We start from the raw sequence: 15,095 nt of genomic DNA, 5'->3' as shown, positions 1-15,095 counted from the left end.
TGTCAGATCCGGTTCCTGCGGTGGGTGAGCAGCCAGTAGATCGTCGCCGTCAGCATGAACAGGGCGCTGGCACTGCAGACGCCTGCCCAGCCAAATTCGGTCCAGCTCCAGACACCGACCGCAGCCCCCAGGGAGCCTCCTGCAAAATAGATGACGATATAGATCGTCCCCAGCCGGTTCCGTGCTTCCGGCGACAGGCTGTAAACGCGCGACTGATTACCAACATGCACCGCCTGAATGCCCAGATCCATCAGCACCACTCCGATGCCTAAACCGATCAGGGTCTCACCATAGAAATACAGGATTCCAAAAGAGAACAGCGTGAACAGTTGAAACAGGCCGATGATCGGACGCGCGCCGAAGCGGTCGGTCAACCGTCCGACTCCGCCAGCCGCCAGCGCACCACCAATGGCCAGCAGTCCCAGCATGCCTGCGACATCGCTGCCATAATTCAAGGGGGGACGTTCCAGGTGAAACACGATCGTCATCCAGAACGTACTGAAGGCGGCAAAGCTCAGACTCCCGAAAACACACGATTCCCGCAGGACTTTCTCCGAAGTAAACAGCTTCCACATCGATGTCAGCAGAGGCAGATAGCCCATGCGAATCTGTGGTTTGGTACTCGGCAGCGAATACCAGAGCAGGGCCAGCAGACAAGCCAGCATCCCCGAGGCCAGGTAGTAAATCGACTGCCAGTCGATGAGCCTGCCCAGAACACCGCTGACGGTCCGTGAGAGCAGCAGTCCCGTCAGTAAACCACCCACCACCGTGCCGACGACGCGTCCCCGTTGTTCCGGGGTTGCCAGGCTGGCTCCCAGCGAGATCGTCATGTGTGTGCCCGTCGTTGACAGCCCCAGTGCCAGACAGGCGAAAGAGAGCCACACAATTCCCTCGGCTGAAGCCACCAGGAGCAGGGCACAGATCGACATGAAAACAGAAATCAGAATCAGCGGTCGCCGATTAAAGATATCTCCCAGGGGGAGGATCAGGAGCATGCCAACAGACTGGCCGATCAGGCATAAGGTGGCGGCACTACCGACGGCACTTTCCGACAGTCCCAGATCGGCGGCAATCAATCCCATCAGAGGCTGCATGTAATACAGATTGCCAACCACCATCCCCACGGTCGCGGCAAGCAGCAGCGTCATCCCTTTACTCAAGGGGACGGGAACAGGCGAATGGTCTGGCTCTCCCGCTGTGGATGCAGGGGGAGCCTCTGTGGGGGAAACAGTAGTCATGAGTCAGTTTGATTTTATCGGAACTGCTGTCAGCCAGCAGGACAGTTTTAAAAGGGGATGTCAGTCAGTAGAGCGATACTGACACAGACACCGATTGTGCTTACGGGTTCAATACAGGATGAGATTCCAGAATTGCAGCCCAACGCTGAATCCACATTCTAGGAGGCAGTACCGGATCCGAAAAGGAACAGCTTGAGTGACAGTTTCTTTGGTGTGCGTTCATTCAACAAGCTGGTGACATGGAAGGACCGTTCACAGCATTCCTCGGAGCACGGGGGGGCAGGTTTGGGGGCGAAATTTTCCTAAACAGGCTCAGGGAAGATGCACCTGGACAGTTAGAAAAGGCATCAAAGGTTTAATTCGGACAGGAGAGTCATTTAACATAGGTACATGTTGATGTTCGCATGGATAATACATTAGTCCCTGCTATCAATAGACTTGTGGAAAATTAAATTTGGGGCAAATAGGTGTAATAATCATTTTTTTGGTGGATATTTAAAGTTGAAATGGGTAGATAGTGGTAAATGTGATAAATAAGTCAAGAAAGACGATAATGAATGCTGGATAGAAAAAGTGGAAAATAACACCTTGTTGTTTTAGGGGATCAGTAAAGAAAGGAAGTCCGCCAGACTTTGCAGATCCTGAAAAAGCAGTGAGGCACAACATAGATCACGTCCATCAATAAGCTGAATAACTTACTTCTGAGGAGTTAACAGGATGCTGCTTACCAACTGGCTCGCGAACGTCACTTCCCGTCTCCGTAAACGCCCCGTCTTCCGCTCCCGCGATCGCCGGGCCATCCGCCAACGCTGGCAGACCGCACTCAGCAATCAGATCTCCACGACAGAGGTTCTGGAAGACCGGACATTACTGACGACCTTTTTCGTCGATGATGACTACACCGCAGCTTCGGACTTCACTGGGACCGATACCGACACAGGCACTGGTGGGGACCAGAACGCCGTCTGGAATGTGACCGCATTTGCAACCATCCAGGAAGCGGTGGATGCTGCTCAACTCAGTGTTGATCCTACGGATACCATCAACGTGGCCGCCGGAACTTATGCTGAAGATGTGATCGTGGATACCTCCGTGATTCTTCAGGGTGCCAATGCCGGGATTGCTGCAGGGGTTGGCCCTGGTGTCCGCGGTCCGGAAAGTGAACTGACCGGCGGGTTTCGTCTCTTTGCGAACGATGTCGTGATTGACGGACTCAAGATCGTCGATGGGACCGGTCCGGCCGGCATTGGCAGTAAATCTGCCGTCTTCATGGCTACCGGCACCACAGGGCATACGATCAAGAATAATATTCTGGAAGGCCCTGGAACGGGAGTCGAAAGTCGTGGTGTGCTCTCCACATATAATGGAAATAACGACAACATCACGATCCAGAACAATGAAATTTATGATTGGGTCGCCGGTATTCATAATCAGGGCATCACGAATGTAGACATTTTCGGCAACAACATCCACAACGTGGTCGCAGGCGTCGCCAATGACTTAGTTGCTGATGTCAGTATCGAAGGCAACGCCTTCAGCAACTCATTGGAAGGTATCGGCGTCAATACCATTTCCAATGGCACGCCCGATGTAGCCGCTCATGACAACTTTTTTGACTCCTCAACGATCACCAACCCCATCGCTCATTACGGTGGCGATACTGTCGACGCTTCCGGCAACTGGTGGGGCAGCACGGACGAAACAACAATCGCCAATTCCATGAAGAGCGACGGTGTTGATGGCGACGCTTCGAAGATCGACTTCACCTCTTACTTGAACAGCGGTACAGATGACGATGCCTTCACGGCTGGTTTCCAGGGTGATTTCTCTGTATTGAATGTAACCGCTTTGGGAGCACAGACCGGTGCACCTGATCGAATTGGAGAAGCTTTACAGGCTGTCGCACCAGGTGGGACGATTCAAATCGGCAGCGGAACCTATACCGAAACAGTAAATGCGACCGCAACGGGGATAGATAAGAGTGTCACCCTGGCACCCGGCAACAGTCCTGGTCAGGTCACCATCAACGGTGATTTGATTCTGAATGGTGATGACTCGCTCGATATCGAAGTCAATGGTACCACTCCCGGTTCCGATTATGATCAGTTGGTTGTCAGTGGAACTGTCGATCTCAGTGGAGCTGTATTGAATCTGATCGACGGCTACGATCCCGTTGACGGTGACGTGTTTACTTTGATTCAGAACAATGGAGTCAACCCTGTTACAGGTACTTTCCTGGGGTTTCCGGAAGGATATGAATTCACAGACTTCCTGGGCGTTGTTGGTCAAAGTGCCTATCTGAGCTATGTCGGCGGTGATGGCAATGATGTTGTGATTTCTGTAGAAAACTCCGCACCGGAAGTCGATCTGCCCGTTGATGGTAATCCCGACGATTATTCGCTGGAAATCGACGGGACCAATGTAGTCATCAAAGATGTTAATACCGGCGATATTATCTCTTCCACTCCCCTGGCTGCGTTGCAGGGCACCCTGGTCATTAACGGGGAAGATGGTGAGAACGATACCCTGAGTATCGACATGACCGGCATTGACGATACGACACCGCTGCAGATCGAATTCAACGGGGGGACCGGTGGTCATGATACTCTGGAACTGCTGGGCGGAAGTCTGAATTCAGTCGAGCATATCTTCACCAGCAACAGTAGCGGTAGTGTGCAACTCAACGGATCTGGAACCGATTTTATCAGCTACACCGGCCTGGAACCAATCGTTGACACGATTCTCGTCAACGACCGGACCTTCAGTTTCACCGGAGCCGCGGAGACGATCACACTCTCCGATGACGGCGGCGCGGGCAACGGTCAATCACAGATCGACTCCGATCTGTTCGGCGAGTCTGTCACCTTCCTCAACGCGACCAACAATGTAATCATCAAAACCACCGACGGCACCGGTGCGGATGCCGTACATATTGAAGGCGTCGACAGCCTGTTTGATGCCAACTTGACCGTCAACGCCGGCACCGACGATGCAGTCACCTTCCAGACAAATGCCACTAACGTGACTTCAGGCGACGTGGACATCAATGCGGGCAGCATTACCTTAGATGCGGCTGTCACAACCTCTGGCGATGTCGCCCTGGACGCGACTAACGGTTCGATTACCGGGACCAGTCTGGTGACAGCTGATTTGCTGACACTGCAGGCCACAGCAAATGCGGGTGGCTCGGGAACGGAACTGAACCTGGCGGTTGCTAGTCTGGAAGCCGATGTTGATGGCGACCTGTATGCCATTGATGCCGGAGGACTGCAGATTGGTGCTGCCGGTGGATTGGACGGAGTCACTACCGGCGGGGTTGCCAATATTGCTACCTTTGGTGGGCTGACGGTGACGGAAGATGTGGTTGCAGGTGATTCTGTGACGCTGACGGCTTTCGATTCCGCAGGGACTGGTGATGATCTGACGATCAATGCCGGTAAGAAGGTCCAGTCACTTGGTGCCTCAGTTTTATTGAATGCCGGTGATAATCTGAATGTCAACTCCACTGCCAGTGTGATTTCTGATGCCGCAGCAATCCTGCTTAATATCGATGCTGGGAATGCTGATCTGGGCACCGGGGGTGTGGCCAACCTCAATGGAACATTGCAGGCGGTCACAAACATCAATGTCAGTGGGTTCGCGGATGACGACCAGGTAATTATCGATGGTAACGGTGGCGCCCTCAACGACGGCGGAACCGTTGATGGCATCACGGGCCTCTTTACATTCTATGGTAATGCAGGTGCAGATGAACTGATCGTCGATGATTCGGGGGATGGAACCGGCGACACGATCAATATCGTCAGCACAGGACCGGGCAGCGGGACCGTCGGCGGTGCAGGGGCCACAGCTTTCGGGTTCGATAATCTGGCAGCTCTGACACTCTATTCCGGATCTGACGCCGATGACATCACGGTCAATCCCAATATATCGACGACGATTAATATCGTCGGCGGGGATCCCGCTGCACCCACGATGCCTGCTGACAGCCTGACTTACCTGACTCCACCCTTTGAAAGCTCGAACTTAACGCCCAGCGGTTTGGACGGCGGTACGATCTCTGCGTCCGGGGGCTTCCAGGATGTAGTCTTCGATGAAATTGAAAATCTGAATTTTGCCGGCAGCCTGACCGTCACCGGAACCGCGGGAGACGATGTGCTGACCATCACTGCCACCGGTGCCGATTCCGGGACCTACCAGATTGGTGCCGGTCCGGTGATCAACTTCAGCGGTGTCACCGACTTCACCTTCAACGGCGGCGACGGCGATGACACACTGATCATCGATAACACAGGGATTACTCCGACTGCCGGATCTGATTTCTTCAATCCGACATTTGGTGTCTTCTTCAATGGCGAGGGGCAGGTCACTGGCGATACCCTGCAGATTCTGGGCGGGGATGCCACGACCATCGAGCACCGCTTCGACAATGCCAGCGACGGGTCGATCTTCTACGACGGAGAGCCAACCGCAACGATTACCTATACCGGTCTGGAACCGATCGTGGATACGACCACCGCGACTGACCGCATTTTCAGCTACACAGGCGGTGCTGAAACCATCACCCTGTCAGATGACGGCGATGTGGGTGACGGTGAATCTCAGATCGCTTCCACCCTGGGTGAATCGGTTGTCTTCACGCATCCGACCGGCACGCTGACAATCAACACGGAAGTGGCCGGTGGTTCGGGCGCTGATACGGTGATTGTCAACGCCGTCGATTCGACCTTTACATCCAACCTGACGGTGAACGCGGGCAACGATGATACGCTGACCCTCAATACAGCTGACATCGGAGCCGGTAATGCTGACCTGAATGCGAATCAGATCAACGTCAACGGCACCTTCACGACCAGTGGCACGGTGGACGTCGATGCCAATGACCAGATCACGTTTGCCGCAGCCGGTGTGATCGACGCGACCGCGAATACAATCGATCTGACCGCGGGCAACAATATCCAGCTGGGGCAGATCACGACCTCCGGCGACGTCACGGTCACCGCGACCGCGGGTGCAATCAGTGATGCCAATGCCGGAAATAACATCACGGCGAACAACGCGACCCTGACCGCAGGGACCGGTGCCGGTGTGGGCGATGCCCTGGAAACCGCCATCGCTGCTCTGGAAGCTAACGTCGGGGCGGGTCTGGAACTGGATAATACGGGGGCCCTCAACATCGGTTTTGCCGGCGGGATCAACGGGGTTCAGGTAGGAGCGCCTTCTACGATTACCTCGACAGATACCATGACGGTGACGGAAAACGTCGCTGCGACCGGCGGAAATCTGCTGCTGCAGAATACGGGCGGCAATTTCAATCTGAATGCCCTGGCGATTATCTCCAACAACAGCACTTTCGAGATCGGCATTGATTCAGCTGGTGCCGTGACCCTGGCAGACACATCCACTGTGACCAGCAGTGGTACCGGCCTGATCGACATTGATGCTGTCAACAACATCGCCCTGGCGAATGTGAATACCAGCGGCGAAGTGCAGGTGACGACCTCAGCCGGTGCGATCACCGACAACAGCGGGTCCGAAGCTGCTCTGATTACCGCCGACACTGCAGCCCTGCGGGCCGCGACCGGCATCGGTGTTGCCGGAGCAGGGGACATTGATCTCGCGATCAATACTATGGCAGCTGATACGACCGCTGGCGACATCTTCCTGCAGGAACCTTCCGCTGCGACGGTCGGGATTGTAGACGGACTGATCGGGATGACGGCCCCTGGTCATATTTTCTTAGCGATCGGCGGGACGCTGAATATCAACCAGAAGATCGAAGCTACGGGTGCGGCCTCGATTGTGCAGGCGAACGTACAAGGAGATATCAACGTCAACAATACCGTGCAGACCAACGGTGGTGAGATTAACCTTTACGCTGACGATAATCTGGTACTGGGAGCGTCTTCTCTGGTGGATACCACCACGGCTGAATTGGTAAGACTCCTCGCTGATTTCAACAATGACAACAGCGGTGGGTTCACACAGGCTGAGGGGAGCCTGGTCAATGCACGAGGCGGTGATCTAATTGCACAGGCTTATGGGGATGCCGAGATTGCCGACCTGCAGTCTGCAGGTGGTCGAGTCGTTGTGGGCAGTGAAGGGGGGAGCATTGTAGATAATACGGGCGGGGAAGTTGCCCTGATTACCGCAGCTCAGGCCGCACTCTCTGCCCTGAACGGCATCGGTGTCACCGGTACCGGGGACATCGATACTGCTGTGGGAACACTCTCCGCGTTCACCACCAATAACGATGTGGTGATCAGTAATACCGGCGCCTTGATCATCGGTGATGTGGCTCCCCTGTCGGGTGTGACTTCCACGAATGGCGCCGTAAGTATTACCACCTTCAGCCCGCTGACGGTGGCCAGCAATGTGACGGCTGCCGGGACGGTCACGCTGACTGCCACGGATAATGCCGGCCCCGGCGATGATCTGACGATCAATGGCGGTGGTGTAACGGTTGAGTCAACCGGTGCGGACGTCGTCCTCAACTCCGGCGATGACTTCCTGCTCTCGCTGGGGGGATCTGTGATTGCTGACACGACGATTACGGTCAACATCGACCCGATTACCGATGGTGCCGGGGCGACCGTGGACCTACTGGGGAACGTGGATGCGACGCTCACCACCATCAACGGCGGTGACGACAGCGATATCTTCAATATCCTGCCCACATCCGATTCCCCCATCAATATCGTGGGTGGCAATCCGACCCTGCCGGGCCCCGGTGATACGTTGAACATGGACTTCAGCGGCCTGGCTTCTGATCCCTACCTCACCCTGGGGGGCGCAGCCGGTTCAGGAACCTTTAGCTTTGTCGCTCCTGATACCGAACTGCCTGTTACCTACAGCAGCATCGAAGAAGTCAATACCAGCACCGGTGCCTATCATCTGGTGCTGGACATGGTCAATTCGGGCTTCCAGAATGCCGCCGATGACATGATCGATGTCAGCCTGGATGCAGGGGGCACGAACCTGCTGATCGATATCAACAGCAGTAACTTCTTCACAGGAGCGGCCGCTGACATCCTCTCGTTTACCGTCCTGGGTTCCAACGACAATGAGTCGCTGAACATCAACGAAACCGCCGGCGGTCTGCCGTTCTTTGCGACGGCCGCACCATCTGCGGTTTCCGGATCCAACGGGGCGCACCTGAATGCGGCCGCGGATTACTTCCTGGAAGATATCTTCAACCCCAACACGTACGATGTGAACGACATCACGATTCACTACGACGGGAAGAACGGAACCGACGCGATCAACGTGAATTTCCTCACCGATCATGATGCTGCCTACTTCTCCGATAACATTGACGGCCTGGGCAGTGGTAATATCGCAGCCGCTGCCGTCGGGGATACCGACATCGATCTGGGGCTCTCCTTCGGTAACGTCGAGGCGATCGGCCTCTCCGGTTCGGGAACGGGTGGCGGACTGCATGTGGATGCTTCTTCGACTCCCGCTACCAACGCGCTCAACATCAACGATGATGCGAACCCCGGAGACGGTGTTTCACGAATCACCGGGAACGGCGGTTTCACCGATCTGCTGTTCGAGGACTTTACCGATCTGCAGGTGCTGTCAGGCACCGGCGCTGAACTGATCGACCTGATTGCCCTGGATTCCGCCACGACACTCACGAATGTGGAACTGGATGCCGACGATGTCTTCGCGGCCGATGATACGGCCAATGACACGATTCGCATTCGTACGACACCTTCTGGTACGGTAACGGATATCAATATCCTGGCCGGTCTGGGCGATGACCTGATTCAGGCCTTTGGTATTTCGAATTCGGTGAATAATATCCACGCCACGCTCTACGTGGACGGTGAAGGCGGTGACGACACCCTGACGATCATCGATTCCGGCGACGGCACCGGTGATACGTTTGAGGTCACATCGACCACCGTGGATGGTCTGAGCGGGACAGCGGGGACGGATGCGATCTACTCGAATATCGACAATCTGAACGTGACCGGCACCGCCGGTGATGACACTGCGAACATCAACCTGGGTCTGCAGGAAGATCTGAACAACGTGACGCTCAACGGTGCGGGCGGCGATGACGACTTCAACGTGCAGAACAGCACGCCGGCCGGCGTAAACACCGTGCTCAACGGGCAGGCCGGCAACGACGAGTTCTTCTTCCTGGGGAGCAATGTCCTGCGGGGCTTCATCAATGGGGGCGACAATGTCGATACGATCGACTACAGCGGCTACACCCCGGTGGTGCACGTGGAACTGACGGGGCTGGGAACGACGGACGGCTTCCAGGGGACCGAGAACAACGGCAGCATCCTGGGCACCGGTCCCGGGGGGACCGGGTTCGACAACATCAACAACCTGCTCGGCTCAGCCGGGGTGGACACGCTGGAAGGTCCCAACCTGAATAACTACTGGGGCGTCACTTCGACCGATGCCGGCTTTATCATCGCCGAGCGGAACAACCTGGCGATTGGTCGTCCGACGCTGCCCGGCGACGCGATTGCGACTCCGCCGGAAGAGCGGCTGGACTTCACCAGCTTCCAGAACCTGATCGGGGGGACGCAGGACGACCGCTTCGATCTGAGTGACGGGGCCGGCCTGACCGGCAGCCTGGACGGGGACACCGGTAACGACAGCCTGGACTACCGCGACTATACGACGGGCGTGAACGTTGACCTGTTCGCGGGGACCGCCACGAACATCGGCGGCGGCCTGCTGGCCGGCACCGGGGGCGGCGATGACGACAACAGCATCGAAAACGTGTTCGGCGGCGACGGCAACGACAATATCACCGGCGACAACGACAACAACATCCTGGGCGACGGCCTGGGGAGCGACAACCTGGACGGCGGCGGTTACGGTGTCGGCAGCGGTAACGGCGGCAACGACGTGTTCCTGATGGAACCGGGGGCCGGCGGCAGTGCCGACGTGATCACCGACATCCACGGCAACGACACGGTTGACTTCCGCTTCGCCAGCCAGGGGATTGTGTTCGACGTGGACATCATCAACACCCCGCAGGACGTCTTCGGGGGGAACACGGTCGAGCTGCGTCAGCTGCAGCCCGAACAGCCGGACACGAACCCCAGCTTCATGGAAAACGTGGTCGGCAGTGAGTTCGACGACTATATCTTCATCGATCCGCTCTCCCAGGACGGCAACTACCCGCTGGACGGGCCGCCGGTCCTGCGTTCGGCCGACGGACGCGGGGGGACCGACACCCTGGACTTCGACGCCAAGGGGCAGGCCGTGATCGATACCGGCTACTCCCTGACGGCCGACGGGGTCGGCACAGTCCAGTACCTCAACTTCGAGAACGTGACCCCGTTCGAAGACAATCCGGCCACGATCGTCGACGACGGCGACCTGGGCTTCAGCCTGGAAGGGGACTGGCCTTACCATCCGGCGGGCACCGCCGCCACCACGACGGGCATCGGCTACGAAGACGATGTGCACACCGTGCAGTCGCAGCTGGTGGATCCGGTCCACTACGGCGATGCCCGGGCCTTCTGGGAATTCTACGGGCTGACCCCGGGCGTTTACCGCGTCTCGGTCACCTGGCCCGCTTCGGACAATGCATTTGTGATTCCGACCATGGCCACCGACGCCCCGTATACCGTCTTCGACGGGTCCCGGAACGACGTTGGTACCACGGCGGTCGACCTGGGGACCTTCGATCTGAATCAGCAGCTGGCCCCCAACGACTTCCAGGCCGACGGCGCCCTGTGGGAAGACCTGGGAACCTTCACGATCAACAGCCGGACGCTGACCGTGATGCTGACCAACCTGGCCGACGGCCTGATCACCGCCGATGCGGTTCGCATCGAACGGGTCTCCGCCGGTCCGGAAGTGCAGCTGACCGACGTGACGGACGTCGCGGCACCGCCGGTCGTCCTGGTGGACGGCAATCCGGGGGGCATCGACTTCGGCACGACCGAACTGCTGACCGACCTGACCCGGACCTTCGAGATCACCAACACCGGTTCCGCCCCGCTGAACATCAGCAACATCGTGATTCCGACCGGCTTCACGACTACGCTGACGGCACAGAGTGTGGCAGTCGGCAATACGATCAGTTTTGACATCACCATGGACTCGACCGCCTTCGGCGACCGGTCCGGTCTGTTCTCGTTCGACACCGACGACGTGGACGAAGCGACCTTCAACCTGCTGCTGCACGGTCAGGTCTCGAACGTGGTGATCATCGACAACGGCGACGCCGACTTCTCGGCGACCGCCGGCTTCGAAACCTATACCACGGGCGTCAACCTGGGTGCCTCCGGCTACGAAGACGACATCGCGGGTGCGATTCCGAATCAGCCGGGCAATACCCCCGCGCCGGCCGGCACGGATACGGCGACCTGGACCTTCAGCGGTCTGGCCGACGGCTTCTACCGGGTCTCCACGACCTGGCCCGCCCTGTACAACCGGGCTGCGGACGCACCGTTCTCCCTGGACGGCGGTGCCGGAACCTTCGACCTGCCCGTGAATCAGACGCTGACTCCCTCCAGCTTCGCTGAAGACGGGACGGCCTGGTTCGACCTGAATACCTCCTTCGAGGTGGTGGGCGGCGTGCTGACGGTCACCCTGACCAATGATGCCGACAGTGCCCCGCGGGATCACTTCGACCTGGCTAACGGCGTGATCGCCGATGCGGTCCGCATCGAATACCTGCCGACTCCCGATCTGGAAGTGACCGTGGACGGCAACGTCGTCGACGATGACACGGGCGTCGTGGACTTCGGCACGACGATCCCCGGCATCCCGGTTGCCAAGACCTTTACCATCACCAACCTCTCCGCCGATGCAGTGGACGTGACCGGCCTGATCGAGTTCCCGCCCGGGTTCAGTATCGATCCGGCCTCGCCCTTCGGTACGGATACGATTCCCGTGAACATTGCGGGCTTCGGTTCGGTGACCTTCACCGTGCAGTTCGACGGCGGAACCACCGGTTCCACCTATGGTCAGCTCTCGTTTACCACGGGGGACGCTGATGAGAATCCTTACAACTTCACCGTCGTAGGAGCCGCCGGACCGGCGACCGTGGGCATCAACGACGGTACCTTTGATGCGACTGGTACCTGGAATGAACACACTCCCGGGGACGTCGGTGATCCGGAATTCCTGTATACGGGCGAGCCCTACGTCGGCGGGACCGGTACCAACCGTGCCTTCTGGAACTTCGATGTGGAACCAGGCCGCTACCAGGTGGTGGCCCACTGGTACGTCCATCCGGACGTCAGCCCTTACGGACGGGCTGCTGCCACGAATGCCCCGTACACGATCTTCTCGGATGCGACGCCGGTCGCCACCTACCGGGTCAGCCAGCAGACCAGCTCGGACGACTTCCTGGATGACGGCACCTGGTGGGAATACATCGGCGATCCGGTTGTGATCAACGACAGCACCCTGACGGTGCGGCTGAGTGACGATGCTGACGGCATCGTGTACGCCGATGCCGTGCGGATCATCCGCGTGGTGGATCCAGTGATCAAGGTCGAAGTGGACGGGGGCGCTGTCGAAGATGGCGGTACCGTGGACTTCGAAGATACGATCATCGGTGCTCCGGTGGTCAAGACCTTCACCGTGACGAACTTCGGCGAACGGAACATGGCCCTGGGCCCGATCAACGTGCCGACCGGCTTCAGCCTGGTCACGGGCTTCGGTGACACGAATCTGGCCCCGGGGGCTTCGACGACCTTCTCACTGCAGATGGACGCCAGTGTGGGCGGCAGCTTCAGCGGGATGGTGAGCTTCGGAGCCGACCTGGCCGAAGAGAACCCGTTCAACTTCACGGTCAGCGGTTCGGCTGCGGACTCGATGATCGTGGACAACGGCGATCTGGCCTACAGCACCAGCGGGGCGGCCTGGCAGGAACAGCAACGCGGCTCGCAGTCCGACCTGGAGTTCTACCAGCAGGACCAGGACGTGCTGCTGGGCGGCGATCTGCTGGGAACGAACACCGCGACCTGGACCTTCGACAACCTGGGAGCCGGCACCTACCAGGTGGCCAGCCACTGGATGAACCACAGTTCGTTCGCTTCGAATGCCCAGATCACCATCGGGGGCATCGAAGGGGGACCGATCACGGTCAGCCTGGATCAGCGGTTCTATCCGCAGGGCTTCAGTGCCGACGGTACGATCTGGCAGGAACTGGGTAACTTCCAGGTGACTGCCGGGGGCACGCTGACGGTGACAATCACCGATGACGGTGCGGACGGCGATCTGGCGGCCGACGCCATGCGGCTGGAACTGATTCCGCCCGGACTGACGGCTCCGGAAATCGACGTACAGGCCGGGGCGACTGCCCTGACCAGCGGCGTGAGCAACGTCGATCTGGGCACCGCCTTCTTCGGCGAGACCCTGTCGCAGACCTTCACGATTACGAACACCGGGACCAACACGCTGAACCTGGGGGCGATCAGCCTGCCGGGATCGGGCGAATACACGGTTTCGAGTCCGCTGGGCACGACGAACCTGGCCGCCGGCCACTCGACGACGTTCGAGATCTCGTTCAGCAGTACCGGAGTCGCCGGTCCTGTCGGCGGGGTCGTCTCAATCGTCACCAATGACTCGGACGAGAACCCGTTCACGTTCAACATCGCGGCTGAAATGACCGACGTGCTGATCATCGATGACGGCGATGCCGCCTACAACAGTGTGGGGAACTGGGATACCCAGATCTTCGATTCCCGCTACTTCCAGGATGACGGCCAGACACTGAACTTCGGTCAGAGCGGTACGGCAACCTGGGACTTCACGGGCCTGGCAGCTGGAACCTACACGGTCTCAGCCACCTGGTACAGTTACCCGAGCCCGGCTTCGAACGCCGAGTTCAACGTCTCCGGCGTCGGTCCGGTGGTCATCAACCAGCAGGTCGCCCCGAACGACTTCACTGCCGACGGTGCCGACTGGGAAATCCTGAGCGCGGCTGTGGTCGTGGGCGGCGGTGGTTCAATCACTGTGACCCTGAGTGACAACGGCCCGGCGGACGGGGCGATCATCGCCGATGCGATCCGCATCCAGCGGACCGGCCCGCTGCTGGCGGCCGCCGGTGCGAGCAGCACCTCAGCTCCGTCGATCACGCAGTCGGACCTGGACTCGGTCGTGGATGCGGCCCTGAGTTACTGGGAATCCGCGGGTCTGAGCGACGCCCAGCTGGAACTGCTGCAGTCGGTGAACTTCGTACTCGCGGATCTGCCGGATGCGATGCTCGGTGGTGCTGCAGGCACGACGGTCCTGATCGACGTGAACGCCGCCGGTTACGGCTGGTTCGTGGACGGCACGCCGCTGGACAGCAGCGAGTTCACGCTGATTGACGGCAGTCTGCTGGCCGGTTCGGGCAGTGCGGCCTTCGGCCAGATGGATCTGCTGACCGTCGTGATGCACGAACTGGGTCACACGCTGGGCCTGGAAGACCTGGCGACCGACGGCACGTTGATGAGCGATTCCCTGGACGTCTCCGAACGGCGGCTGCCGACGGAAGACGACCTCGACGCCTTCTTCAGTGCCATCTCAGGCGGAGACAACCCGCTGCTGGACTAAGCGAAACAGTTCAGACACAAACAGTCCCGACAGGCCCCCGGAAACTCAGGTTACCGGGGGCTTTTTTATTGGGGGGCAGCGTCAGGTAGCGTTTGTTAATTCGAACGGTCCATACCAAAGTACGTCCAACCGGGGCTAACGCCCTGCGGCTAATTTGGCTTTTCTACTGTCAATGTTCCTGAAAACAAGGGCAACAGTACAACATTGGCCACTGTTAATTCTTACCTGGGTAATGTTAAAGTCGTTTGAATCACCATCAGAACTATTAAATAAACACTACCGGAACCTGAAGCTGACAACCGGCTGGAAAAGTGAAGAGATCAA

2 protein-coding genes are annotated in these 15,095 nt (G+C 58.3%); one reads left to right on the top strand and one right to left on the bottom strand.

Annotation, left to right across the window (positions count from 1 at the left end):
• Positions 1 to 2 precede the first annotated feature (2 nt).
• On the bottom strand, positions 3 to 1,238 hold the full coding sequence (locus Enr10x_RS14190; RefSeq protein ID WP_145106619.1) for an MFS transporter: 1,236 nt from the start codon (positions 1,236 to 1,238) through the stop codon (positions 3 to 5).
• A gap of 717 nt (positions 1,239 to 1,955) precedes the next feature.
• On the opposite strand from Enr10x_RS14190, the gene Enr10x_RS14185 reads away from it, so the two are divergent.
• Positions 1,956 to 14,771: a golvesin C-terminal-like domain-containing protein gene (locus tag Enr10x_RS14185; RefSeq protein WP_145450169.1), complete on the top strand. Its 12,816-nt coding sequence runs from the start codon at positions 1,956 to 1,958 to the stop codon at positions 14,769 to 14,771.
• Positions 14,772 to 15,095 lie beyond the last annotated feature (324 nt).

The sequence above is a fragment of the Gimesia panareensis genome (genome assembly GCF_007748155.1).
Lineage (GTDB): Bacteria > Planctomycetota > Planctomycetia > Planctomycetales > Planctomycetaceae > Gimesia > Gimesia panareensis.
The sequence above is the reverse complement of the archived record's forward strand: the minus strand, read 5'-3'. Positions and strand labels throughout refer to the sequence as shown.

Coding starts and splice junctions, on each gene's coding strand:
- Enr10x_RS14190 (WP_145106619.1), bottom strand. CDS start 1,238: ATGACTACTGTTTCCCCCACAGAGGCTCCCCCTGCATCCACAGCGGGA.
- Enr10x_RS14185 (WP_145450169.1), top strand. CDS start 1,956: ATGCTGCTTACCAACTGGCTCGCGAACGTCACTTCCCGTCTCCGTAAA.